We start from the raw sequence: 25,994 nt of genomic DNA on the forward strand, positions 1-25,994 counted from the left end.
GGCGGTCGTCACAAGCCGGTGACGGTGCCCGTCAGATGCGGGTGGCCCTTGGTGAGGTGCCGCAGAGTCAGGTCCCAGCCCTCGGCCGTGCGGTCGACGTAGAGCCCGGCCCGCGCGGGCAGCACCACCGGTTTGGCGAACCGCACCGAGTACTTCACCGCGTCCGGCAGCTGGCCTTCGATGTTGCCCAATACTGCTGCCGCGCTGAACATCCCGTGCGCGATCACGGTCGGGAAGCCGAACAGCTTCGCCGCCGCGGCGTTGGTGTGGATCGGGTTGTGGTCGCCGCCGACGGAGGCGTAGTGCCGGATCTGCCCGGGGGTGATGTGAAGCACCGCGTTCGGCGGGGGCAGCTTGGGCTGCTTCTGCGGCGGCGCCTTCGGCTCGTCGGACAGGCTGGTGCGCTGCTGGTGCAGGAACGTCGTGACCTGGTGCCACGCGACATCATTGCCGACCTTCACGTCGGTCACGATGTCCACGAGCAGACCGCGGCGGTGCTCGCGCATGTTCTCGGCGCGCACGGTCGCCGATACCGTGTCGGTCACCGCGATCGGCCGGTACTGGGTGATGTGGTTCTCCAGGTGCACCGAACCCATTGCGGCGAACGGGAAGTCGAAGCCGGTGATCAGTGACATCACGGTGGGGAAGGTCAGCGCGAACGGATAGGTCAGCGGCACCGCGTTGTCGAACCGCAGGCCGGTGACCTTCGCGTACTCGGCGACGTTGACCGGGTCGACGGACAGGTCCTCGACGGTCAGTGTCCGGGTGGGCAGGGTGTCGCCGCGGCGCACCAGCGGGAGCGCGCCGACCGCGGCGCGCGCCAGATTCTTCAGCCCGGAGGGCTGCTGATCGCTCACCGTCATGCCCCCAGCATCGCCTGGCCGCACACCCGGATCGTGTTGCCGGTCACGGCATTCGACCCCGGGCTGGCGAAGTAGGCGATGGCCTCGGCGACGTCCACCGGCTTCCCGCCCTGGAACAGCGAGTTCAGCCGGCGGCCGACCTCGCGGGTGGCCAGCGGGATGGCCTCGGTCATCTTGGTCTCGATGAAACCGGGTGCGACGGCGTTGATGGTGATGTTCTTCTCGGCCAGGCGGGGCGCCAGCGCGTCGGTCAGCCCGATCATCCCCGCCTTGGTGGCGGCGTAGTTGGTCTGTCCGCGGTTGCCTGCGATGCCGGCCATCGACGACAACCCGACGATGCGACCGCCGTCGCCGATCAGCCCGCTGTCCACGAGTCCCTCGGCAAGGCGAAGCGGCGCAATGAGATTGACCGCGATCACGGAATCCCAGCGGGACTCGTCCATGTTGGCGAGCAGTTTGTCGCGGGTGATGCCCGCGTTGTTGACCAGGACGTCGAGCTTGCCCCCGAAATCCGAGTAGTGCTCACGGACATGCTCGGCGATCCGGTCGACGGCGTCGGCGGCGGTCACGTCCAGTGTCAGCGCGGTCCCGCCGATCCTGGTGGCCACCTCGGACAGCGGTTGCGCTGCGTCTTCGATGTCCACCGCGATCACCTTGGCGCCGTCGCGGGCGAACACCTCGGCGATCGTCGCGCCGATGCCCCGGGCCGCGCCGGTCACGATGGCGACCTTGCCGTCGAGTGGGCGATCCCAGTCTGCAGGCGGGGTCGCGTCGGCCGCCCCGACCCGGAACACCTGCCCGTCGACGTAGGCCGATTTGCCCGACAGCACGAACCGCAGCGTCGACTCCAGGCCCGTCGCGGCGGGCTTGGCGTCGGCGGACAGGTACACCAGCGTCGCCGTCGACCCGTTGCGCAGCTCCTTGGCCAGCGAGCGCGTGAAGCCTTCGAGCGCACGCTGCACCGTGCGGGCGTGCACGCTCGCGGTCTCCTCGGGGGTGGTGCCGATGACGACGACGCGGCCCGAGTGGCCGAGGTTGCGCAGGAGCGGCGTGAAGAACTCGTAGAGACCCTTGAGGTCTTCGGGCTCGGACAGTGCGGTGGCGTCGTAGACCAGGCCGCCGAACGAGTCGGCCCAGCGTCCGCCGAGGTTGGCGGCGACCACGTCGTAGTCCTCGGCCAGCGCGGCCCGCAGCGGTTCCACCACCCGGCCCTCGCCGCCGATCAGCAGCGAGCCGGCCAGTGGTGCCTCGCCCTGCTTGTAGCGGCGCAGCGGCTCGGGCTGGGGCACTCCGAGCTGCTTGGCCAGGAAGGAACCCGGCCCGGAGTTGACGACTTGGGAGAGGAGATCGGAAGCCACGGCGCTGCCCTTTCTGGTGACCTTGAAAGATCCGGGTGTTGTACGGCGACCGCCGACGGGTACCCGCCTGTCGCGTTCATCACCGAACTTACTCCAGAGTAAGAACGGTGGGTAGTATGACGCTCAACACCCAACCAACCTCGCGAGGCCGGGAGGCAGACATGGCCGAGACCAAGACAACCCGCCGGGTGGCCGTGCTCGGCGGCAACCGGATCCCGTTCGCCCGCTCCGACGGCGCGTACGCCATGGCATCCAACCAGGACATGTTCACCGCGGTGCTGGACGGGCTCGCCGACCGCTTCGGCCTCAAGGGCGAGAAGCTGGACGCCGTCATCGGCGGCGCCGTGCTCAAGCACAGCCGCGACTTCAACCTGATGCGCGAATGCGTGCTGGGCAGCTCGCTGTCGTCCTACACGCCCGCGTTCGACCTGCAGCAGGCGTGCGGCACCGGGCTGCAGTCCGCGATCGCCGCGGCTGACGGCATCGCCCGCGGGCGATATGACGTGGCGGCGGCAGGCGGTGTTGACACCGCCTCGGACGCACCGATCGCCTTCGGCAACGACCTGCGCCAGGTGCTGCTGGGCCTGCGGCGGGCGCGGTCCAACGTCGAGCGGCTCAAGCTCGTCGGCAAACTGCCCGCGTCGCTCGGCGTGGAGATCCCCGTCAACAGCGAGCCGCGCACCGGCATGTCGATGGGGGAGCACGCCGCGGTGACCGCCAAGGAGATGGGCATCAAGCGGGTCGATCAGGACGAGCTGGCCGCGGCCAGCCACCGCAACATGGCCGCCGCCTACGATCGCGGATTCTTCGATGATCTGGTCAGCCCGTTCCTCGGGCTCTACCGCGACAACAACCTGCGGCCGGACTCGTCGCCGGAGAAGCTGGCCAAGCTCAAGCCGGTGTTCGGAGTGCGCAACGGGGACGCGACGATGACCGCGGGCAACTCCACCCCGCTGACCGACGGCGCGTCTGTGGCGCTGCTGTCCTCCGAGGAGTGGGCCGCCGAGCGGTCGATCCCGGTGCTGGCCTACTTCGTCGACGGCGAGACCGCGGCGGTCGACTACGTCAACGGCCGCGACGGACTGCTGATGGCGCCGACGTACGCGGTGCCGCGGCTGCTGGCCCGCAACGGGCTGACGTTGCAGGACTTCGACTACTACGAGATCCACGAGGCGTTCGCGTCGGTGGTGCTCGCGACGCTGGCCGCGTGGGAGTCCGACGAGTACTGCAAGGAGCGGCTCGGCCTGGACGGCGCGCTCGGCAGCATCGATCGCTCCAAGCTCAACGTCAACGGGTCGTCGCTGGCCGCCGGGCACCCGTTCGCCGCGACCGGCGGCCGGATCGTCGCTCAGCTGGCCAAGCAACTCGCCGAGAAAAAGGCCGAAACGGGCCAGCCGGTGCGTGGCCTCATCTCGGTCTGCGCCGCAGGCGGACAGGGTGTGACGGCGATCCTGGAGGCCTGAGAACCTTCTGGAGAAAACTTTCTCCGGGCGCTGTAACGCCCTCGGAGAGGGCGCCGATACATGGGATAGCTCCGTGTTGCCGTCTGACCCCCCGACCCGACGGCAACACGGGGCTCTTACTTTCAGCCCCTATTTTGAGGGCCATGCAGATCAGCATGTTCGGACAGCTCAGCGGTCTCCCCGGCAACCCGATCGACGCCACCATCGCCTACCTCAGCGAGCTTCGTGACGAGGGCTTCGCCCGGGTGTGGATCAGCCAGCTGCCCTACGAGCCCGACCTTTTGACCGTGCTCGCGGTCGCGCTGCACGAGGTCGACACGATCGAGGTCGCCAGCGGTGTGGTGCCGATCCAGAACCAGCACCCGATGCAGATGGCGCAGCGTGCCCTGACCGTCAGCCTGGCCTCCGGTGGGCGGTTCATCCTCGGGCTGGGCATGACCCACGCCGCGGTCACCGAAGGCATGTGGGGCATCCCGTGGGACCGGCCGGTGCGCAGACTCAACGAGTACCTCGACGGGTTGCTGCCGCTGCTGGCCGGCGAACCCGCGAACGCCACCGGCGAGACCGTCACCACCCGCGGCGCACTCGTCATCCCCGGCGCGCCGAGGCCCGACGTCTACATCGCCGCGCTGGGCCCGCAGATGCTGCGGGTGGCGGGCCGTCGCACCCAGGGCACCTGCACCTGGATGACCGGACCCGCAACGCTGCGCGACCACGTCAACCCGACCTTGCGTCAGGCCGCCGCCGACGCCGGCCGCCCCGACGGCGCGGTGCGGGTCGTCGCGTCGCTGCCGGTGGCCGTCACCGACGACGTCGACGGGGTACGCAGGCAGGCCGCCGAGCAGTTCGCCGTCTACGGCACGCTGCCGTCCTACCGCGCGATGCTGGACCGGGAGGGCTATGCGGGTCCGGAGGACGCCGCGATCATCGGTGACGAGGCGACCGTGCGCGACCGGCTGGCCGAGCTGCGGGAGGCGGGCGTCGACGAGTACGTCGCCGCGGTGTTCGACGGTTCGACCGATGGCCGGGACCGGACTCGCGCGCTGCTGCGCGACCTGCGGCAGGCGGGCTGAAAAAAACCTCTGGCAACCCTGTTACCCACGTCACACCAGGGGTAGCATCGAAGGTACGACGGGTTCGGGAGTGACTTGATCGAAGAGCCGGTGAGGGATGAAAGCCGGTCGCGCGACCCACATGAGACGCGCCCAAAGTCCTCCCGAACCCGCCCTTGTGCCCGGGCCGCGGTACAAAGTAGGCCATGACGGTCCTCGGGATCCTGCAGCTCCTCACCTTCGTGGCGTTCCTCGGGCTGCTCGTCTACGCGGTCGTCGTGCCCCGCGAGGCGAACCCCGCCAAGCGCGCCCGCCAGACCCGGCAGTACTCCGGGGCGGCGATGGTCGCCGGCGCCGCATTCTTCGCCGCGCTGGCCGCCGACCGGTTCGGCTGGTCCCGCTACGCGCTGGGTGTCGTCGCGCTGGCTTTCCTGGCCGCCGGACTGGTCGCCGTCACCAGGAGCCGGCGCGCCGAGAAATAGCCCAGGAACGCAAGAAGCCCCCGGGAAGAGTCCGGGGGCGTCTCGCGAACCGAAGCGGGAAAGGGGATCAGAAAGCCGCTTCGTCCAGTTCCATGACCTCGTTGTCGAGGTTCTCGATGACCGACCGGGTGCTGGTCAGCAGCGGCAGGAAGTTCTTCGCGAAGAACGATGCCACCGCGACCTTGCCCTCGTAGAACGCGCGGTCCTCACCGGTGGCACCGGCGTCGAGCTTGTCGATCGCCACCGCGGCCTGCTTCTGCAGCAGCCAGCCGAGGACCAGGTCGCCGACGCTCATCAGGAAGCGCACCGAGCCCAGGCCGACCTTGTAGATGCTCTTGGGGTCTTCCTGCGAGGCCATCAGGTAGCCGGTCAGCGACGCGGCCATGCCCTGCACGTCCTCCAGCGCGGTGGCCAGCAGGGCGCGCTCGGCCTTGAGCCGGCCGTTGCCTGCCTCGGCCTTGACGAACTGCTCGATCTGGCCGGCCACGTGCGCCAGCGCCACACCCTTGTCGCGGACGATCTTGCGGAAGAAGAAGTCCTGCGCCTGGATGGCCGTGGTGCCCTCGTACAGCGAGTCGATCTTGGCGTCACGGATGTACTGCTCGATCGGGTAGTCCTGCAGGAAGCCGGAACCGCCCAGGGTCTGCAGGCTCTCGGTGAGCTTGGCGTACGCCTGCTCCGAGCCCACGCCCTTGACGATCGGCAGCAGCAGGTCGTTGACCTTCACCGCCAGGTCCGGCTCGATGCCGTACAGCGCCTTGGCGACCTCGGCGTCCTGGTGCGAGGCGGTGTACAGGTACAGCGCACGCAGGCCCTCGGCGTAGGCCTTCTGGGTCATCAGCGAGCGACGGACGTCCGGGTGATGCGTGATGCTCACGCGCGGCGCGGTCTTGTCGGTCATCTGCGTCATGTCGGCGCCCTGGACCCGCTCCTTGGCGTACTCCAGCGCGTTCAGGTAACCGGTGGACAGCGTCGCGATGGCCTTGGTGCCGACCATCATGCGGGCCTGCTCGATGACGTCGAACATCTGCGCGATGCCCTCGTGCACCTCGCCGACCAGCCAGCCCACGGCAGGCACACCGTGCTGGCCGAGCGACAGCTCGCAGGTGGCGGAGACCTTCAGGCCCATCTTGTGCTCGACGTTGGTGACGAACACGCCGTTGCGCTCGCCGGGCTCGCCGGTCTCCGGGTCGAAGTGGAACTTCGGCACGAAGAACAGCGACAGTCCCTTGGTGCCCGGGCCTGCGCCCTCGGGGCGGGCCAGCACCAGATGCATGATGTTCTCGAACAGGTCATCGGAGTCGGCGGAGGTGATGAACCGCTTCACGCCGTCGATGTGCCACGTGCCGTCGGGCTGCTGGACGGCCTTGGTGCGGCCGGCGCCCACGTCGGAGCCGGCGTCCGGCTCGGTGAGCACCATGGTCGAGCCCCAGCCGCGGTCGGCGGCGAGCTTGGCCCACTTCTTCTGCTCTTCGGTGCCGAGGTGGTAGAAGATGTCGGCGAATCCGGCGCCCATCGCGTACATGTAGACGGCGGGGTTGGCGCCCAGGATGTGTTCCTGGATGGCCCAGAACAGCGCGCGCGGCATCGGCGTGCCGCCGAGCTCCTCGTCGACGCCGATCTTGTCCCAGCCGCCCTCGAGCACGGCGCGTACGGACTTCTTGAACGACTCCGGCAGCGTCACGGTGTGGGTCTTGGGATCGAAGACGGGCGGGTTGCGGTCGCCGTCCTCGAACGATGCGGCCACCGGGCCCTCGGCGAGGCGGGCCATCTCGGCCAGCATCTCGGCGGCGGTGTCGGCGTCCAGATCGGAGTAGCTGCCCTGGCCGAGCGTCTTGTCGACACCCATCACCTCGAACAGGTTGAACACCTGGTCACGAACGTTGCTCTTGTAATGGCTCACGGGTTCCTCCTCGTCGAGAACGCCACCTGCGGTTGGGTACTTGCGGCTAAGTTACCCACCAGTAACTGCGTGAAACTATACCGCCCGGTAACTTGAACGCAAGGCGACTCCGGGCAATTTCCGAACCGTAACCAACCCAGCGGTTGGCCGGGGTGCCACTAGGCCCCCGATCTCCTCTCTGAGCTGGGGTTTCTCCGATCTGTGATGCTGCTCACTATGCCCGCCGCTAGGGTGTCGAGATGCGTGCGGCGACCGCGGTGGCGGTATGGGGGACGGGCAACACGGGGGCGACCGCGATCCGGTCCGCCCTGGCGTTTCCCGGGCTGGAACTGACCGGGGTGCTGACGTCCTCACCGGACAAGGCCGGCCGCGATGCCGCGTCCTTCGCCGGGCTGTCCACGCCGGCCGGGGTCGAGGCCACCACCGACGTCGACGCGGTGCTCGGCGCGATCAGCTGGCTGGCCGCGCAGAAGCCGGGTGTCTACGACGGGCTCGACGCCCCACTGCACCCGCCGCTGCCGCCGGAGGTGGAAGCCACCCGCTGGACCTAGCTTCCCGCCAGGCGCTTGTTCACCAGCCGGGTCAGCCAGGCAGGGGAGAAGCGCGCGCCGAGCGCCAGCGCTTTGGCCTGCGCGCCCACGGGGAAGTGCACCTGGGCCACCAGACGCCGCGGCCACGGCGCCTCCACGGCGGCGACGATGTCGGTCGCAATGTCCTGGGCGGTCAGCCGGATGCCGAGGGACTGCGTGGTGCCGGTCTTCACATCCTTGGTCATCGCGGTGTTCGCATACAGCGGCCACATGTCGAGGACGCGGATCCCGTCGCGGGCCCACTCCAGGTTCAGTGCCTCGGTGATCGCCCGGACGAAGAACTTGGTGGCGCTGTAGTCGGCCAGCTCGGCCTGCCCGTAGATCGCCGACGCCGACGACAGGTTCACCACGACCGCGCCCGGGGTTTTCTTCAGGTACGGGAACGCCGAATGCAGGCAGTTCACCACGCCTTTGACATTGACGTCGATCTCCCGGTGGTGGGCCTGCAGCGGAATCTCCTCGAACCGCCCGGCGTGCAGCAGCCCCGCGTTGTTGATCAGCACGTCGAGTCGCCCGCCCGCGGTGTCGGCGAACTCGCCGAGTCGCTGCGCGACCTCAGCGGCCTCGGTGACGTCGAGATGCCCGACGACCGACCTGCCGCCCACTGCAGCGATGTCGGCGGCCAGCACGCGCAGCCCGTCCTCGTCGATGTCGTAACCGCCCACCAGGTATCCGCGCTGGGCGAACAGCAGTGCCGTCGCCCGCCCGATCCCGGTGGCCGCACCGGTGATGAACACTGCCTTCGTCATGCCTGCTCCTCGGTGGTCACCACGAGGCGCAGGCTACCCGGCGCAACCATCTCTCAGTCCTGCGGCGGTGCCGGCTCGCTCTCAGCATCGGGCAGCTGACCCACCAGGTACTCGGCCAGGCCGCCGAGGGTCGGGTAGTCGAACACCGCGGTGGCGTTGATCGTGAACGCGCCGCCGAACTGACTGTGCAGCCGGTTGCGCAGCTCGATCGCCATCAGCGAGTCGGTGCCCAGATCCAGGAAACGGCTCGACGCCGCAGGCGGTTGGGCCAGCCGCAGGAAGTTCTGCACCTCGCGTTGCAGGAACTCGGTCACGAACCCGGCGCGCTGGGCCACCGGGATCTCCTGCAGCTGCCGCAGCAGTTCGCTGTCGCCGGTGATCTCGCCTTCGGGCCGCGGCAACACCAGGTCCAGGATCGGCGGTCGCGAGCTGCCCAGCACCTTGGCCGCGCGCTGCCAGTTGGCCTTGATCACGGCTGCTTGGCCGGTGCCGTTGGCGACCACCTCGGCGAGGGCGCCCAGCGCGGCCGACGGTTCCAGCGGGATCAGGCCCTGGGCGGTGATGTTGGCCGTCGCCGCGTCGGAAGAGGCCATACCGCCGCGGCCCCACGGCCCGAAGTTCACTCCGGTGGCGGGCAGGCCCTGCGCTCTGCGCCGGGCGACCAGACCGTCGAGGAACGCGTTGGCCGTCGCATAGTTGGCCTGACCGGGGGAGCCGAACAGGCTGGACACCGACGAGGACACCAGGAAGAAGTCCAGGTCGTCGTCGCGGGTCAGGCGGTCCAGGTGATCGGCGCCGAACGCCTTGGGCGCCAGCGTCTTCCGGAACCGGTCCAGATCCTGCTGGGACAGCAGCGCGTCGTCGAGCACCCCCGCCAGGTGCGCCACACCGGCCAGCGGCGGCAACTCCCGGCGGATGCGCTCCAGCAGCGTCGCCACCTCGGCCTCGTCGCCGACGTCGGCGGTGAACACGTGCACCCGGCACTTGTGCCGTTCGGAGATCTCGTCGATCACCTGCCGGGCGTCCGCGCCGGGCTCGTTCCTGCCGGTCAACACGATGTCCCCGGCGCCGAGGTGGGCCAGGTACGCCGCGGTGTGCAGACCGATCGCGCCCAGACCACCGGTGATCAGGTAGCTGCGGTCGGCCCGCGGCTGCAGCGGTTCGGGGATCTGGCACACGATCTTGCCGATGTGCCGGGCCTGCTGCATGCGCCGGAACGCGGCCCTGGCCTCGGTGAGCGGATAGACCTCGGCGGGCAGCGGCTTCCACTCGCCGCGGCCGAGGCCGTCGGACACCTCGGTCAGCAGGCTCCGGATGCGTTCCGGGTCCTGCAGCGTGGTGACGTCCAGCGCGACGATCTCGTAGGCGATGTCGGGACGCACCGCCGCCATCTGCTCCGGTGTCCAGATGTCGCGCTTGGCGATCTCGGCGAACCGGCCGTTGCGAGCGGTCGCCCGGACGGTCGCGTCGACGAACCCGTCGTTGGTCAGGCTGTTGAGCACCACGTCCACGCCCGCACCGTCGGTGTCGGCCAGGATCTGGTCGGCGAAATCGGTGGTGCGCGAGTCGTACACGTACTGCACCCCCATCGCGCGCAGCGTCGCCCTCTTGTAGGTGCTCGCCGTCGCGAACACCGTCGCGCCGTGCTGCTGGGCCATCTGGATGGCGGCCAGCCCGACGCCGCCGCTGGCGGCGTGGATGAGCACCCGGTCACCGGGTTTCACCTGCGCCCAGTCGAACGCCAGCCGGGTGGTCAGCGCCGCGGCCGGGATGGTCGCGGCCTCCACCGCGCTGACGCCGTCGGGAATCGGTGCGAGCAGCTGGGCCGGCACGTTGAACCGGCTGGCGAACGCGCCCTGCATGAACCCGTAGACGCGTTGCCCGACCTCGAGCCCGGCGACGCCGTCACCCAGATGGGTCACCGTGCCGGCGAAGTCGCCGCCGATCGGCCCGGGGTCGCCCGGGTACAGGCCCAGCACGTTGAGCACGTCGCGGAAGTTCAGGCCCGCGGCCTCCACCCGGACCTGCACGTAACCCTCGGGTGGCGCCGCCACCTCCGTCTCGGTCAGCCGCAGGTTGTCGATGGCGCCGCGTTCGGTGGGCGCCAGCACGAAGTCGGCCGAGCGCGGCACGGTGAGGTGTCCGCTGCGCGCCCACGGCAGCAACCGGGAGGCCAGCGTCTTGCCTTGGCGCAGTGCGACTTCCGGCTCGTCGAGCGGCGCGGCCAGCAGGCCGGCCAGCATGCGTGCCGACTCCGGTGAGTCGTCGCAGTCCACCAGCCGGCAGCCCAGCCCGGGCTCCTCGTTGGCGGCGGTGCGGCCGAAGCCCCACAGTGCGGCCTGCACGGGGTCGACCGGCTCGCCCGATTCGCAGGCCACGCCCCGGTCGGTGACGATCCACAGTCCGCCGGGCAGCTTCACGGCGCCCTTCTGGACGGTGTGCACGGCGCTGAGCAGATGACCGATCTCGGCCTCGATCCGCGCGGCGACCTCGGCGTCCGAGCCGTCACCGCCCTGCGGGACGGCGCGCCAGACGACACCGGCGAACGGCACGCCCCGATCGTGGGCGTGGGCCAGCACGTCACCGAGCGGTTCGGTGTCGCCGCGCTGCACTCCGATCGCGCCGGGCAGGGCGGCGGCCAGCTCGTCGAACCCGGCGACCAGCCAGGTGCCGTCGGGTGTCGGCGCCGCGTCGTCGCGGGCAGGGGCCTCGTGCCAGCCCAACGTGTAGAGCAGCCGGGTCGCATCGCCGCCGAGCCCGCGCAGCAGCGCCTCGCGGGGGGCGCGTTTGACGGTGAACTCGCGGATGCCGCCGAGCAGGCGGCCGTCGCGGTCGACGAAATCGAGGTCGAACACCTGGGTTTCGCTGTCCAGCGGCGCGGCGTGCCAGCGTGCGCGGCAGTAGAACCGTCGCGGCATCTTGTCCCGCAGCATCACCTGCCCGTACCGCAGCGGCAGGAACAGGTCGTTGATCCCCTGTTCGGCGGCCAGCAGTGCCGGGAACGCGGGGAACGCGACGCCGGTGCACAGGTCCATCAGCACGGGGTGCATCGGCTCGGTGGCCAGCTGCTCGGCCAGCTCCGCGCCGACGAGGATGTCGCCGATCGCCTCACCGTCGCCGAGCCACAGCGCCTTCAACGATCCCGACCAGGTCGGCCCCCAGGCCAGCTCCAGGTCGGCGAAGGTCTCGAACAGGTCCTGGGGACGCATCCGCTCCAGCCGCTCGATCGCCTCGTCGACCGGCTCGTCGGAGCCCGCCGTGGCGTCCCCGGCGCCGGACAGCACGCTGCCCTCGGCGTTGAGCGCCCATTCGGCGTCGCGCACCCCGTAGGGCCGGCTGTGCACCTGGAACTTCCACGAGCCGCCTTCGGACAGCGGCCGCAGGGTCAGCTGGACCTCGCGGGAACTCTTCTCGGGCAGGATGATCGGCTCGTAGAAGAAGACGTCGTCGGCGTGTGCCGGGGTGCCGACCGCGGCCAGCGCCATCGCGGCGTACGTCGCACCGGGGACCACGACGGTGCCGTAGATGACGTGGTCGGCAAGCCACGGCTGCGACTTGACGGAAATCCGGCTGGTGTAGACGATCTCGCCGGACGCCAGGTCCTTGCCGCCGCCGAGGATGCCGGAGGTGGGCCCCGTCGAGCCCATTCCGCCGTCCATCGCCATGCCGGAGGTCTTGGGCCAGAACCGGCGGCGCTGGAACGGATAGGTGGGCAGGACCAGCCGGCTGCCCGGCCTGCCGTGCAGCGCGGCGAAGTCGGGCCGGTGGCCGCCGACGTAGGCCCCGGCCAGCGCGTCGGCGATCTGGCGCCGGTCGCCGATGCCCTTGCGGAGCGACACGATCGCCCGCGGGGCGGCGAGGTGTTCCGGCCAGACCTGCACCGCGGCGCCGGTCAGTACCGGCTGCGGCCCGATCTCCATCAGCACCGTGCAACCGAGCGCGGCCACGGTGCGGACGCTCTCGGCAAACTGCACCGGTTGGCGTGAATGTTTGCGCCAGTACGCGGCGTCGAGCGGGGTCTGGGCGGTCAGCACCGCCCCGGTGCGGTTGCACACCAGCGGCACGGTCGGCGTCGCATACGCCAGCTGCGCGGCGTAGGCCTCGAACTCGTCGAGCACCGGGTCGAGCAGTTCGGAGTGGAACGCGTGGCTGGTCTCCAGCCAGGTGCAGCGGATCCCGTCCTCGGCGAACCGGCCGACGAGCGCTTCGAGCTCGTCGCCGGGACCGGAGAGCACGGTGTTGGGCCCGTTGTAGGCGGCCACCGACACCCGTGGCTGTTCGGCGGCGAGTTGTTCGACGAGTTTGGCGTCGGTGAACACCGCCACCATCCGGCCGCCCTCGGGCAGGCTGCCGAACATCCGGCCGCGCTCGGCCATCAGCCGCGCGCCGTCTTCGAGGCTGAACACCCCGGCTACGCACGCCGCGGCGTACTGGCCCACGCTGTGGCCGAGGACCACGTCGGGTTCGACGCCCCACGACTGCCACAGCCGCGCCAGGCCCATCTCGACGGCGAACAGCGCGGGCTGCGCGAACCCGGTGTGCCGCAGACGTTCTCCGGCCTTGCCTGCGGTCTCCCGGTCGGTGGCGAACACGACGTCGGTCAGCGGCAGCGGAAGCAGGTCTTCGACCGCCTCGGCGCACTGCTTCACCGTCTCGGCGAAAACCGGTTCGGTGTCGAACAATTCGCGCGCCATCCCCGGGTACTGGCTGCCCTGCCCGGTGAACAGCCACGCCGTGGTGGGACGGTTCACGTGCTCGCCGCGGAGCACGCCGGGCCGCAGCCGGTTCTCGGCCAGCTCGGCCAGACCCTGGCGGGCCGAGTCGACCGTATCCACCACCAGCGCGGCGCGGTGCTCGAAGTGCGAGCGGCCGGTGCCCGCGGTCAGGCACACCTCGGACAGGTCGGCTTCGGGCCGGGCGGTCAACCAGTCCTGGTAGCGCTGCGCCAGCGCCATCAGCGCTTCCGGTGACCGCGCCGACAGCGGCAGCACGTGCACCGGCTGCTCGCCGGCGCAGGGTTCGGTACCGGTGTCCCCGTCGGTGACGGGCGCGGGCCGCGCCGGTGCCTCCTCGACGATCACGTGGGCGTTCGTGCCGGTGAACCCGAAGGAGCTCACGCCGGCCCTGCGCGGACGCCCGTTGCTGCGCCACGGTCTCGCCTCGTCGACGACCCGCACCGGCAGTGAGTCCCACGGGATGTGCGGTGACGGGTTGTCGAAGTGCAGGCTCTTGGGCAGCATCTCGTGCTGCAGGGACAGCACCACCTTGATCAGACCGGCTGCGCCGGAGGCGGATTCGAGGTGGCCGATGTTGCTCTTGACCGAACCCATCAGCAGCGGCCGGTCGGCGTCGCGGGAACCGCCGTAGGCGGCCGCGGCGGCCTGGACCTCGATCGGGTCGCCCAGCGGGGTGCCGGTGCCGTGCGCCTCCAGGTAGTCGACGTCGCCGCCGGTCAGCCCGGCGCGCGCCAGCGCGGTGCCGATGAGCCGTTGCTGTGCACCGCCGTTGGGGACGGTCAGGCCGCTGGAGGCGCCGTCCTGGTTGACCGCGCTGGCCGGGATGACCGCGCAGATCCGGTCGCCGTCGCGCTCGGCGTCGCTCAGCCGCTTGAGCACCAGGATGCCGCAGCCCTCGGAGCGGACGTAGCCGTCGGCGGACGCGTCGAAGGTCTTGCACCGCCCGACCGGGGACAGCATCCGGGCGCGGGACGCGGCGACCACCGTCACCGGGCTCAGCAGCACGTTCACCCCACCGGCCAGCGCCATGTCGCAGTCGCCGGACTGCAGCGCCTGACAGGCCTGGTGCACCGACACCAGCGCCGAGCTGCACGCGGTGTCCACGGCCACCGCCGGGCCTTCCAGCCCCAGCGCGAACGCCACCCGGCCGGAGATCGCGTTGAGCGCGTTGCCGGTGATGAAGTGCGGCTCGATCTTGTCGATCGACTCCGACGACAGTAGGTGCGCGTACTCGTTGGCGGCCACACCGACGAACACGCCGGTCCGACTGCCGCGCAGCGTGGCCGGGGCGTACCCGGCGCGTTCCAGGCCCTCCCACACGGTTTCGAGCATCAGCCGCTGCTGCGGCTCGATCCAGACCGCCTCGCGCGGGGAGATACCGAAGAACTCGGGGTCGAATCCGTCGATGCCGTCCAGGAATCCGCCGAAGCGGGTGTAGGTCTTGCCTGCGGCGTCGGGGTCGGGATCGTAGAACTCGTCGATGTCGAACCGGTCCTCCGGGACCTCCCGGATCGTGTCGACACCGCCGGCCAGCACCTCCCAGAAGGCCTCCGGGTCGGGCGCGCCGGGGAACCGGCAGGACACCGCGACGATCGCGATCGGATCGTCGGTGCGGGTCATCACCGATACCGCCGGGCGTGCGGGGGCGGCCTGCTCGGCCAGCCCGAGCACCTCGCCCAGAAGGTAGTCGGCCACGTCGGAGAGCCGGGGATGGTCCATCGCCAGCGTCGCGGGAATCTCCTTGCCCACGCCCTGTTCGATCCGCCGGCGCAGTTCGACGGCCATCAGCGAATCCATGCCGAGGTCGAAGAACCCGGCGTCCTCGCGGATCTCGGCGGAGTCGACGCGGGTGATCTCGGCGACCGCGTCGCGCAGGTAGTCGGTCAGCAGCTTCCGGCGTTGCTGGACAGGGGCTTCGGTGAGCCGGTCGACCAGCGCGGTGGTGCCCGACGGGGTGGTGACCGGGGCGGTGTCGGGCACCTCGCGGTCGAGTTCGGCCAGCAGTCCGCGCCGTCCTGTCTGCTGGTAGAGCGGCAGGAACCGGGCCCAGTCGATGCGCGCCACCACCGCCTGGGCGGCGTCGGACGAGGTGGTCGCGTCGGCCAGCCCCGCCAGCGCGTCGGCCGGCGACAGCGTCCGGATGCCGCGCTGGTCCAGCCGGTCCCGGGACTGCGCGTCGGCCATTCCCGCCGACCACGGGCCGAAGTTGACGCTGAAGCCCTGGATGCCCAGTTCGCGCAAGCGCCAGGACATTCCGTCGAGGAACGCGTTCGCCGCGCCGTAGGCGGTCTGACCGAACCCGCCCCACACTGACGCGATCGAGGAGGTGCTGACGAAGAAGTCCAGTGGCAGGTCCGCCGCGGCCTCGCTCAGATGCCAGGCGCCCCAGACCTTTCCGGCGAAGACCCGGTCCACCTCGGCGTCGTCCAGCTCGGTCAGCGCGGTGGTGCCGATCTCGCCGGCGGCGTGCACGATGCCGGCCAGCGGCGGCATCTCCGTGGCCACCTCGGCCAGCAGCCGGGCCACGGCATGGGCGTCGGCGACGTCGGTGGCCGAGACCCGGATCTCGCAGCTGTGCTGTTCGCGCAGCGCGTCGATCCGCTGCTGCGCGGCTTCGCTCGGTGCGCGCCGGCTGGTCAGCACCAGGTGTCCGGCGCCATGGGCGGCCAGGTGGCCGGCGATCTCCAGGCCGATCGCGCCGAGCCCACCGGTCACCAGATACGTGGCGTCGCCGCGTAGTTGCAGCGGGTCCCGGTTCGGCGCCCCCGTCCGGCGGACCAACCGGGGCACGTAGGCAGTCTGGTCGCGCAGCGCCACCTGGTCTTCCCGGACCGCCGGGCCGGGGACGGCCAGCCGGTCGAGCATTCCGGTCCACTCCTCGGTGGTGCATGTGGACAGGTCGACCAGACCGCCCCACAGGTGGGGGAGCTCCAGCGCCGCGGCCCGGCCGAATCCCCACAGTGCGCTCTGATCGGGTGCGAGGGTGTCGGAGTCGACGACATGCTGCGCGCCGCGGGTCACCAGCCAGATCGGGGTGCGCAGTTGCGCGGCGGCCGCGGCGCGGAACAGGCGGCGGGTGCCACCCAGGATGCGGTGCTGCATCCGCAGCAGCGACCGCATCGACGGTGTGGTGTCGGAGTCCAGCGCCGCGACGTGCAGGATGCGCAGCTCCGGATCGTCGGTGGCAGCGGTGCGCAGCATGTCGGCGAGTTTGATCTCGTCCGCCTCCGACATCGGCAGCCCGACCATCTGGTGCCGGTGCCCGTGCGCGGACAGCACGTCGAGCAGCGGACGCACCGCCGCGTTGTCGTCGCCGACGAGGATCCAGCCGCCCGCGGACCGGGCGGGTGTGACGGTGCTCTGCTCCCACCGGATCTGGTAGCGGTCACCGGCCACGGACTGACCGGCGCGCTGCTGATTGTGCTGTGCGGCAAGCCTGTTGAGCACATCGACGGTGTGGTCGCCGCGGCCGGGGCCGTCCAGTAGCGTCGCCAGCTCTTCGATCCGGCCGTCCTCCAGGAGCCGGACGGCCTCGGTGCGTGCCGCCGTGGGCTGTGGTGATGCGGCGCCGTCCCGGTGGTCGGTGAACCAGTACTGACGGTGCTCGAACGGATAGGTGGGCAGGTCGAGCTTGCGCGCGTGCGCCCGCCGCAGCGCGGTGAATTCCGGGACGTGGCCCAGCACGTACGCGTCGGCGAGTGCCTCGGTGATCTGGCGGTGGTCGGCGATGTTGCGACGCAGCGAGGCGACCACCCGAGGGGTGGCGGCAGGGTCGGGCCAGGCCCCGAGCGCCGCGGCGGTCAGCACCGGACGCGGCCCGATCTCCAGCAGCAGCTTGCAGTTCAGCTCGGCCAGGGTGCGCACGCTCTTGGCGAACTCCACCGGTTGCCGGGCGTGCCTGCGCCAGTAGGGGCCGTCGAGCTTCACGCTGCGGCCCAGCGCGGCGCCGGTGCGGTTGTCGACCAGGATCCGCTGCGGGGCGGCGAACGTGAACTGCTGTGCGTAGGCCTCGAACTCGTCGAGGATCGGGTCCAGCAGCGCAGAGTGGAACGCGTGGCTGGTGTCCAGCCAGTCGCAGCGCACGCCGTCGGCCGCGAGGACGGCCACGGCCCGCTCCAGATCGGCTGCCGGACCGGAAAATACGGTGTTGGTGCCGTTGTAGGCGGCCACCGACAGGCTCGGGAAGCCGTCGGCCACCGCTTCTGCCCGCTCGGCGGTGGTGAACGCCGCGACCATCCGCCCGCCCGCAGGCAGGCTGCCGAACAGCCGGCCGCGCTCGGCCATCAGCCTGGCCCCGTCGGTCAGGCTGAACACGCCCGCGACGCACGCCGCGGAGTACTGGCCGACGCTGTGGCCGAGCACCACGTCGGGCTCGAAGCCCCAGGACTGCCACAACCGGGCCAGGCCCATCTCCACGGCGAACAGCGCGGGTTGCGCGTACGCGGTCTGGCGCAGGGTCTCCTCGGCGTCCGGGATGTCGATGTCGAAAATCACGTCGAGCAGCGGCTTTTCGAGCACGTCGGCGATCGCGTCGGCGCACCGGCGGACAGTGTCGGCGAACACGGGTTCGGTGTCGAAGAGCTCGCGGGCCATGCCGGGGTACTGGCTGCCCTGACCGGTGAACAGCCACGCGGTCTTCGGGGCTTCGTAGGATTCGCCGCGGACCAGGCCGGGGGCCGGGCGGTCGTCGGCCAGCGCGCCGAGCAGCTCGACCGCGGATTCCCGGGTGTCGGCCACCACCGCCGCGCGGTGCTCCAGGTGGGCCCGGCCGACGCCGGCGGTCAGGCAGACGTCGGCCAGCGTGGCCTCGGGGTGGGCGTGCAGCCAGTCGCGGTACCGGCCGGCCAGCTGTGTCAGCGCCGCGGGCGTGCGCGCCGACAGCGGCAGCAGGTCGAACCTCGGCACCGGATCCGCGTCGGCGGCCCGTGGTGCCTCGGCGGGTTCGGGCGCCTCCTCGAGGATGACGTGCGCGTTGGTCCCGGCGAAACCGAACGAGCTGACACCGGCGATGCGGGGCCTGCCGTTGCGCTCCCAGGGTGTCGTCTCCTGGACCACCTTCACGGCGAGCCGGTCCCACGGGATGTGCGGCGACGGCTTCTCGAAGTTGAGGTGCCTGGGCAGCGTCGCGTGTTCCAGCGCGAGCACCACCTTGAGCACGCCGGCGATGCCTGCGGCCGCCTCCAGGTGCCCGATGTTCGTCTTGGCCGAGCCGATCAGCAGCGGCTGCCCGGGCTCGCGTCCGGCACCGAGCGCCGCGCCCGCGGCCTGAACCTCGATCGGGTCGCCCAGTGAGGTCCCGGTGCCGTGTGCCTCCAGGTAGCCGACATCGGCGGGTGCGACCCCGGCCCGGCGCAGCGCGGCGGCGATAACCTGCTGCTGCGCAACGCCGTTGGGTACCGTCAGGCCGCCGGACGCGCCGTCCTGGTTGACCGCGCTGCCGCGGATCACGGCCCGGATCCGGTCGCCGTCGGCGACCGCGTCCTCCAGCCGCTTGATCACGATGACGCCGCATCCCTCGCCGCGCACGTAGCCGTCGGCGGCGGCGTCGAACGTCTTGCACCGCCCGTCGGGCGCGAGCATGTGCGCGCTGGAGAACGTGATCATGGTCGCCGGGGTGAGCAGCACGTTGGCGCCGCCGGCCAGCGCCATGTCGCACTCGCCGAGCTGCAGCGCCTGGCACGCCTGATGGATGGCCACCAGCGACGAACTGCACGCCGTGTCCACGGCGACCGCGGGGCCCTGCAGGCCCAGCCGGTAGCTGATCCGGCCCGCCGCGGCCGCGTTGGACGTCCCGATGGCCATGTAGGCCTCGATCTCGGGATAGGTCAGCTCGTCGGAGGCCATCCCGAGGTAGTCATGGGTGGACAGCCCGACGAAGACGCCGGTGTTGCTGTTGGCCAGCGAGGTCGGCGCGGTGCCGGAATGCTCCACCGCGCGCCACGCCGTCTCCAGCAGCAGGCGGTGCTGCGGGTCCATCAATCTGACCTCGCGCGTCGACATGCCGAAGAACGGCGCGTCGAAACCGGTCACGTCGTCGACGAATCCGGCGCGGCGGGTGACCACCTTGCCGGGCACCCCGGGTTCCGCGTCGAAGAAATCGTCGACGTCCCAGCGGTCTTCCGGCACCTCGGAGATCGCGTCGCGGCCCTCGCGCAGCACGTCCCAGTACCCGTCGGCATCCGCAGCGCCCGGGAACCGTGCGGCATAGCCGATGATCGCGAACCGCGGGGCCGGTCCGTTCGGTTGCTCGCCGGATCCCATGCGGTGACCTCCTTGCCTCGACGGGGAATGCGACCCCGCGGGACAACTGTCGCGCCTGATGATCTACTTCCCCTGTCGGACACTATGGCACGGGGGACCGCCGCGTGTGGGTGTTGCCGACAGGGGATATCGCCGACGCACGGCAACGGCGGCCCGTCCCGGAGTATGTTGTTGCGGCAATGGCCGATGCCGCTCCTGTGAGCGGTGGGGCGGGGAAGTTCGGGAGGGTCAGGTTTTGCGCATCGGCAAGATCACGGTTGGCGCACTTGACGAATGGTCGCTCAGCCCGGGCACGGTGACGTCGTGGCATCCCACCGCCGAGGCGGTGGACAAGGCGCGGCGGGCGCCGCGCAGCCCCGTTCCGGTGAGTTACATGCAGGGCCAGCATCTGCGCAATTTCTGCGAGCGGACGGCCGAGGGCCTGACGTTCTCCCGCCAGATCATCGCCAGCTGCGAGGTGGCCGGTCACTGCGACGTCGCGGCGATGGACCACGCGGTGAACGCGTACCTGCGCAGGCACGACACTTTCCGCAGCTGGTTCGCCCCCGGAGAGGACGGCGGCTTCGTCCGGCACGCCCTCGAGGACCCGGCCGACATCGAGTTCGTGCCGGTCGACCACGGCACCATGACGGTCGAGCAGATCCGCGGGCACGTGGTGGACATCCCGACCCCGCTGGAATGGGGCTGCTTCACGTTCGGCGTGATCCAGAATGACGGCCACTTCACGTTCTTCGCCGCGATGGACCACGTGCACGGCGACGCCACGCTGATCGGCACCACGATGCTGGAGGCCAACGGCATGTATTCGGCGCTCAGCGGGGGCGGGCAGGCGCTGACACTTCCCGACGCCGGCAGCTTCGACGACTTCTGCGTGCGCGAACGCGAGCACACCGCGGCGTTGACCGCGGATTCGCCGGAGGTGCAGGCCTGGATCGATTTCGCCGAGAACAACAGCGGCGGCTTTCCCGAGTTCCCGCTCCCGCTGGGCAGCCCGCACGAAGCGACCCGCAGCAACATGACCTCCGAGATGCTGCTGGACACCGCCCAGACCGAACGCTTCGAAGCCGCCTGCGCCGCGGCGGGCACCCGGTTCGTCGGCGGCCTGTTCGCCTGCATGGCCCAGGTGGAACACGAGCTGACGGGCGCGCTGACGTATTACGGCCTGACACCGCGGGATTCACGCACTGCGGGCGACAATTTCATGACCCAGGGCTGGTTCACCGGGCTGATCCCGATCACCATCCCGATCGGTGCGGCGTCGTTCGCCGACGCCGCGTGGTCGGCGCAGACCGCGTTCGACTCGAACCTGTTCATGGCCAAGGTGCCGTACTACCGGGTGCTGGAACTCGCGCCGTGGCTGAAGTGGCCGCAGCCGAACTTTCCGGTGTCGAACTTCCTGCACGGCGGCGCCGCCCCGCTCAACGCCATCCTCGCCGCCGCCGACATGGGCCTGGCCAACAACATCGGCATCTATCCGGACGGCCGGTTCTCGTATCAGCTCACCGTGTACATCTTCCGCTACGGCGAAGGCACGGCGATGGCGATCATGCATCCGGACAATGCGGTCGCCAGAAAGTCGGTGGTGCGCTACATGTCCGCGATGAGGACCGTGTGCGCACAGGTCGCCGACACCGGGAACTGGGGCCGCGTCGCTTAACGTGGCGGCGGGGGTGAGGGCGATATGCGACGGCTAGCCGATGTTGTGGTGCGGTGGCCCTGGGCGGTGATCGGCGTCTGGGTGGCGCTGGCGCTCGCCCTTCCGCTGTCGTTCCCGTCCCTCGGCGAGATGGCCGAGAAGCATCCGCTGGTCATCCTGCCCGCCGACGCGCCGTCGAGCGTGACGGCGACCCGGATGGCCGACGCGTTCCAGGAACCGGGCTCGGACAACCTGCTCGTCGTCGCGTTCATCAACGAGGGCGGGCTGCGACCCGACGACGAGGTCACCTACCGCGACGTGGTGGACGCGTTGCGCGACAACGTCACCGATGTGGTGTCGGTCCAGGACTTCGTCGGCACCCCGCAGCTGCGGCAGTTCCTGACCAGCGAGGACAAGACCACCTGGGTGCTGCCGGTCAGCCTGGAGGGCGAGCTGGGCACCCCGCGGGCCTTCGACTCCTTCAACCGGGTCGCCGACGTCGTCAAGCACAACGTCGGCGACGGCCCGCTGGAGGTGTATCTGACCGGGCCGGCGGCCACCGTCGCCGACCTCACCGTCGCCGGTGAACAGGACCGCCTGCCCATCGAGATCGCGATCGCGGTGCTGGTGCTCGGCGTGCTGCTGCTGGTGTACCGCAGCGCGGTGACCATGCTGCTGCCGCTGGTCACCATCGGGTCGGGATTGCTGATCGCCCAGGGGGTGGTGGCCGCCTACTCGGAGCTGACCGGGGCGGGTGTCTCCAATCAGTCCATCGTGTTCCTCAGCGCGATCATGGCCGGTGCCGGAACCGATTACGCGGTGTTCATGATCAGCCGCTACCACGACTATCTGCGCGCGGGCGCGGACTTCGACCGGGCGGTGAAGTCGGCGATCATCTCAATCGGCAAGGTCATCACCGCGTCCGCGGCGACCGTGGGCATCACGTTCCTCGTCATGAACTTCGCCGAGATGGGGGTGTTCAAGACGATCGGGGTGTCCGCGGCGATCGGCATCGGCGTCGCCTACCTGGCCGGGATGACGCTGCTGCCCGCGATCCTGGTGCTGGCCGGCCCGCGCGGCTGGGTCAAACCGCGCCGCGAACTGACCTCCCGGTTCTGGCGGCGGTCGGGTATCCGCATCGTGCGCAGGCCGGTGCCGCATCTGGTGGCCAGCGTGCTGGTGCTGCTGCTGCTGGCGAGCTGCGCGATCTTCGCGCAGTTCAACTACGACGACCGCAAGGCGGTGTCGGCGTCGGCGCCGAGTTCGGTCGGTTACGCCGCGCTGGAACGGCATTTCCCGATCAGCCAGTCGATCCCGCAGTACATCCTGGTGCAGTCGCCGCGCGACCTGCGCAGCCCACAGGCACTGGCCGATCTGGAGCAGATGGCCTCGCGCATCGCGCAGCTGCCGGACATCGCACTGGTCAGCGGAGTGACGCGGCCGCTGGGCGAGGTGCCCGCGGAGTTCCGGGCCACCTTCCAGGCCGGCATCGTCGGTGACCGGCTGGCCGCCGGGTCCGCGCAGATCGGCGAGCGCACCGAGGATCTGGACACGCTCGCCGACGGCGCCACCACACTGGCCGACACCCTCGGCGACGTGCGCGTCAAGGTCAACGAGATCGCGCCGAGCCTGCAGACCCTGCTGGACGCGGTCACCAGGGTGCGCGTCGAATACGGCGGGGACAGACTGGTGCGCGACGTCGAGACCGCGGCCAAGCTGGTGCAGAGCGTCAACGAGCTCGGCCTGTCGATGGGCATCAATTTTCGCGCGGTGCGCGACATGTTCGGCTGGATCGGCCCGGTCCTGACGGCATTGCACGGCAACGCGGTCTGTGACGCGAACCCGTCCTGCGTGAACACCCGGATGCAGTTCGAGCGGCTGATGGACGCGCGCGAGGACGGACGGCTGGAGCGGATCAACACGCTGGCCGGCGATCTGGAGGGGGTCAACGACACGCAGTCGCTGAACCAGACGGTCAAGACGTTGAACGCGGCGATGACCGACATCGTCAAGGCCGTCGACGACCTGGGCCTGGATTCCCCCGGCGGCGCGCAAGCCGGTCTGCGTGACGTCCGCCAAGGTGCCGACCGGCTGGCCGGCGGCAGCCGCCAGGTCGCGGGCGGGGTCGACGAACTCGTCGAGCAGATCAAGGTGATGGCCGCCGGGCTCGACCAGGCCTCGACGTTCCTGTTGACGATGCGCAACGACGCGGCGGCGTCGTCGATGGCCGGGTTCAACATCCCGGCCGAGGTGCTGGGCGCGGTCGAGTTCCAGAAGGCCGCCGAGGCGTTCATCTCGCCGGACGGACACTCGGTGCGGTACCTGGTGCAGACCAAGCTGAACCCGTTCAGTCCCGAGGCGATGGACCAGGTCAACACGATCGCCGACATCGCCGAAGGGGCCCAGCCGAACACCACCCTGGCCGAGGCGACGATCTCGATGGGTGGGTTCCCGGCCTCGCTGCGCGACACCCGCGACTACTACGAACGCGACATCCGGTTCATCATCATCGTCACGCTCATCGTGGTACTGCTGACGCTGGCGCTGCTGCTGCGGTCGGTGATCGCCCCGCTGTACCTCGTCGGTTCGGTGGTGCTGTCCTACTTCGCCGCGATCGGCATCGGCGTGCTGGTGTTCCAGATGCTGCTCGGCCAGGAATTGCACTGGAGCGTGCCACCGTTGGCGTTCGTGGTGCTGGTCGCGGTCGGCGCCGACTACAACATGCTGTTCGTGTCCCGGCTGCGCGACGAGTCCCCGCACAGCGTGCGGTTCGGGGTGATCCGCACACTGGGTTCCACCGGCGGGGTGATCACCGCCGCGGGGCTGATCTTCGCCGCGTCGATGGCCGGGCTGCTGTTCGCCAGCATCGGCATCGTGATCCAGGGCGGTTTCGTGATCGGGGTCGGAATTCTGTTGGACACCTTCGTCGTCCGCACCATCACGGTGCCGGCGATCGCCGCGCTGGTGGGGCGCGCGAACTGGTGGCCGTCGACGGTGACCGAACCCCGCCCGGACCGGGTCGGCGCGCATGGGTGAGGTGTGTGAAACTACGACACGTGCCGGCCGCGGACCCGTCGTGACCTCGTCGTCCCCGTCGACCCCGTCGATCCTGTCGATGCTGCACGGCCGCGCCGGGATGCGTCCCGACGACACCGCGTTCACGTTCACCGACTACCTGCTCGACCCGGCCGGGGTCCCCGAGAGCCTGACGTGGTCGCAGCTGGCCCGTCGGACCATGGCCGTGGCCGCGCGGATCCGGCAGCACGGCAACGTCGGTGACCGCGCGGTGATCCTGGCCCCGCAGGGCCTGGAGTACATCCTGGCGTTCCTGGGCGCCATGCAGGCGGGGCTCGTGGCGGTGCCGTTGCCGTTGCCGCCCCGGGGTTCCGGATTGGACCGGCTCGCCCCGATCCTCGCCGACACCGAACCGGCCGTCGTGCTCACCACGTCGGCGGTCGCCGGGGACGTCGAGGACCACCTGGCCCGGTCCCACCTGGACACCACGCCGCAGATGATCGCGATCGACACCCTCGACCTGGACGCGCCGGGCACGGAAACGCTTGCCCCGGTGGATATCCCGGAGATCGCCTACCTGCAGTACAGCTCCGGCTCGACCCGCAGGCCGACCGGCGTGATGATCTCGCACCGCAATCTCACGGTGAACTTCGAACAGCTGATGCGCAGCTTCTTCGCCGAGTCCCCGCTGCCGCCGGAGGCCACGCTGGTGTCGTGGCTGCCCTTCTACCACGACATGGGCCTGGTGCTCGGCGTGTGCGCGCCGATCCTGTGCGGCAGGCGCGCGCAGCTGACCAGCCCGGTCGCGTTCCTGGAGCGGCCCGCTGGGTGCGCGCGCTGGCGGAGAACCCGCACGCGTGGTCGTCGGCGCCGAACTTCGCGTTCGACCTGGCCGCCCGGAAGACCAGCGACGACGATCTGGCCGGACTGGACCTCGGCGAGGTGGTGGGCATCATCAGCGGCGCCGAGCGGGTCGCGCCGGCCACCCTGCATCGCTTCGTGGATCGCTTCGCGCACTTCAACTTCCGCGACCACATGATGCGGCCCGCCTACGGTCTGGCCGAGGCGACGGTGTTCGTCGCGACGAGCACCTGGAACGAGGCCGAGCCTGCGGCCTACTTCGACGCCGCCGAACTGGGGGAGGGCCGGGTCCGGCCCTGCGCACCCGGGCGTGGTGTGGCCGCCGGGACGGTCACCGCGCTGGTCAGGTACCGGGTGCCGGACGCTCCGTCGCTGCGGATCGTCGACACCGCGACCTGCCGGGAGTGCCCGCCCGACGCGATCGGCGAGATCTGGGTGCACGGTGACAACGTCGCCGACGGCTACTGGCGGAAACCGCCTGCCGAGCAGCAGACCTTCGGCGCGACGCTGGCCGAGCCGTCACCCGGCACCGCGACCGGGCCTTGGCTGCGCACCGGGGATCTCGGTTTCGTGCACGACGGCGGGTTGTTCATCGTGGGCCGGATCAAGGACCTGCTGATCATCCGTGGACGCAACCACTACCCCGAGGACATCGAGGCCACCGTGCAGGCGATCACCCGCGGCCGGGTGGCCGCGATCGCGGTCCCGGTGCGCAGCACCGAGGAACTGGTCACGGTGATCGAGCTGAAACCACCGGGCGCCCCGGACGAGCACGCGACGCGCCGGTTCGGCGAGGTCAAGACCGAGGTGACCGCGGCGATATCGAACGCGCACGGCCTCAGCGTCGCCGATCTGGTGCTGGTGCCGTCAGGGTCGATCCCGACCACGACGAGCGGCAAGATCCGCCGCGCCGCCTGCGCAGAGCAGTACCGGCAGGACCAGTTCGTCCGGTTGGACGCCTGAGCCTTCCGGGCGCGGCCGCTACCGGTGCGCGGGTTCGGCTTTCACTCCGGCGGGCGGCCGAA

The 25,994-nt window shown here is 70.4% G+C and carries 10 protein-coding genes and 2 pseudogenes; 7 read left to right on the forward strand and 5 right to left on the reverse strand.

The genetic code is table 11. The annotated features are described in order from the left end of the window. Nucleotides 1–8 precede the first annotated feature (8 nt). Together C6A87_RS01530 and C6A87_RS01535 are read right to left on the reverse strand one after the other, a co-directional pair. A complete protein-coding gene (locus tag C6A87_RS01530) occupies nucleotides 9–863 on the reverse strand; it encodes a MaoC/PaaZ C-terminal domain-containing protein (RefSeq protein WP_311115661.1) in 855 nt (284 codons plus the stop codon). Beyond that, nucleotides 860–2,221, reverse strand: a complete 1,362-nt coding sequence (locus C6A87_RS01535; RefSeq protein ID WP_311115662.1) for a 3-oxoacyl-ACP reductase — start codon at nucleotides 2,219–2,221, stop codon at nucleotides 860–862. Before C6A87_RS01535 ends, C6A87_RS01530 begins: the two co-directional genes overlap by 4 nt. 161 nt (nucleotides 2,222–2,382) lie before the next feature. Between C6A87_RS01535 and C6A87_RS01540 the strand changes: the two genes are divergently transcribed. From C6A87_RS01540 to C6A87_RS01550, 3 genes are all read left to right on the forward strand, one after another. Next, the gene (locus C6A87_RS01540) at nucleotides 2,383–3,684 is read left to right on the forward strand and encodes an acetyl-CoA C-acetyltransferase (RefSeq protein WP_311115663.1); all 1,302 of its coding nucleotides are present in this window, start codon (nucleotides 2,383–2,385) and stop codon (nucleotides 3,682–3,684) included. Nucleotides 3,685–3,827: 143 nt separating this feature from the next. Beyond that, nucleotides 3,828–4,757 (forward strand): TIGR03564 family F420-dependent LLM class oxidoreductase, encoded by a 930-nt coding sequence (locus tag C6A87_RS01545; RefSeq protein WP_311115664.1) that lies wholly within the window; start codon nucleotides 3,828–3,830, stop codon nucleotides 4,755–4,757. Between the two features lie 185 nt (nucleotides 4,758–4,942). Continuing rightward, nucleotides 4,943–5,218, forward strand: coding sequence for a hypothetical protein (locus C6A87_RS01550; RefSeq protein WP_311115665.1), 276 nt, complete (start codon nucleotides 4,943–4,945; stop codon nucleotides 5,216–5,218). Nucleotides 5,219–5,285: 67 nt separating this feature from the next. Here C6A87_RS01550 and C6A87_RS01555 read toward each other — a convergent pair whose 3' ends face one another. After that, entirely contained in the window at nucleotides 5,286–7,121 is a 1,836-nt protein-coding gene (locus tag C6A87_RS01555) for an acyl-CoA dehydrogenase (RefSeq protein WP_311115666.1), read from the reverse strand. A 239-nt stretch (nucleotides 7,122–7,360) separates the two neighbouring features. On the opposite strand from C6A87_RS01555, the pseudogene C6A87_RS01560 reads away from it, so the two are divergent. Further along, nucleotides 7,361–7,588: pseudogene (locus C6A87_RS01560) on the forward strand (dihydrodipicolinate reductase); the annotation flags it as partial. Nucleotides 7,589–7,668: 80 nt separating this feature from the next. On the opposite strand, the gene C6A87_RS01565 reads toward C6A87_RS01560, so the two are convergent. Beyond that, on the reverse strand, nucleotides 7,669–8,460 hold the full coding sequence (locus C6A87_RS01565) for an SDR family oxidoreductase (RefSeq protein ID WP_311115667.1): 792 nt from the start codon (nucleotides 8,458–8,460) through the stop codon (nucleotides 7,669–7,671). Nucleotides 8,461–8,513: 53 nt separating this feature from the next. Then, nucleotides 8,514–19,457 (reverse strand): type I polyketide synthase, encoded by a 10,944-nt coding sequence (locus C6A87_RS01570; RefSeq protein ID WP_311115668.1) that lies wholly within the window; start codon nucleotides 19,455–19,457, stop codon nucleotides 8,514–8,516. A 235-nt stretch (nucleotides 19,458–19,692) separates the two neighbouring features. Here C6A87_RS01570 and C6A87_RS01575 point away from each other — a divergent pair, with 235 nt between their 5' ends. From C6A87_RS01575 to C6A87_RS01585, 3 genes and pseudogenes are all read left to right on the forward strand, one after another. Continuing rightward, nucleotides 19,693–21,114 carry a condensation domain-containing protein gene (locus C6A87_RS01575; RefSeq protein WP_311115669.1) on the forward strand — a complete coding sequence of 474 codons (1,422 nt, stop codon included), beginning with the start codon at nucleotides 19,693–19,695 and terminating at the stop codon, nucleotides 21,112–21,114. Nucleotides 21,115–21,138: 24 nt separating this feature from the next. Next, a complete protein-coding gene (locus tag C6A87_RS01580) occupies nucleotides 21,139–24,129 on the forward strand; it encodes an RND family transporter (RefSeq protein WP_311115670.1) in 2,991 nt (996 codons plus the stop codon). Nucleotides 24,130–24,208: 79 nt separating this feature from the next. Beyond that, nucleotides 24,209–25,932 (forward strand): annotated as a pseudogene (locus C6A87_RS01585) (AMP-binding protein). The last annotated feature ends 62 nt before the right edge of the window (nucleotides 25,933–25,994 follow it).

It is taken from the genome of Mycobacterium sp. ITM-2016-00317 (assembly GCF_002968295.1).
GTDB lineage: Bacteria > Actinomycetota > Actinomycetes > Mycobacteriales > Mycobacteriaceae > Mycobacterium.

What these genes read in the sequence shown, in the direction of transcription:
- C6A87_RS01530 (WP_311115661.1), bottom strand. Translation starts at nt 863, where the DNA reads ATGACGGTGAGCGATCAGCAGCCCTCCGGGCTGAAGAATCTGGCGCGC.
- C6A87_RS01540 (WP_311115663.1), top strand. Translation starts at nt 2,383, where the DNA reads ATGGCCGAGACCAAGACAACCCGCCGGGTGGCCGTGCTCGGCGGCAAC.
- C6A87_RS01545 (WP_311115664.1), top strand. Translation starts at nt 3,828, where the DNA reads ATGCAGATCAGCATGTTCGGACAGCTCAGCGGTCTCCCCGGCAACCCG.
- C6A87_RS01550 (WP_311115665.1), top strand. Translation starts at nt 4,943, where the DNA reads ATGACGGTCCTCGGGATCCTGCAGCTCCTCACCTTCGTGGCGTTCCTC.
- C6A87_RS01565 (WP_311115667.1), bottom strand. Translation starts at nt 8,460, where the DNA reads ATGACGAAGGCAGTGTTCATCACCGGTGCGGCCACCGGGATCGGGCGG.
- C6A87_RS01570 (WP_311115668.1), bottom strand. Translation starts at nt 19,457, where the DNA reads ATGGGATCCGGCGAGCAACCGAACGGACCGGCCCCGCGGTTCGCGATC.
- C6A87_RS01580 (WP_311115670.1), top strand. Translation starts at nt 21,139, where the DNA reads ATGCGACGGCTAGCCGATGTTGTGGTGCGGTGGCCCTGGGCGGTGATC.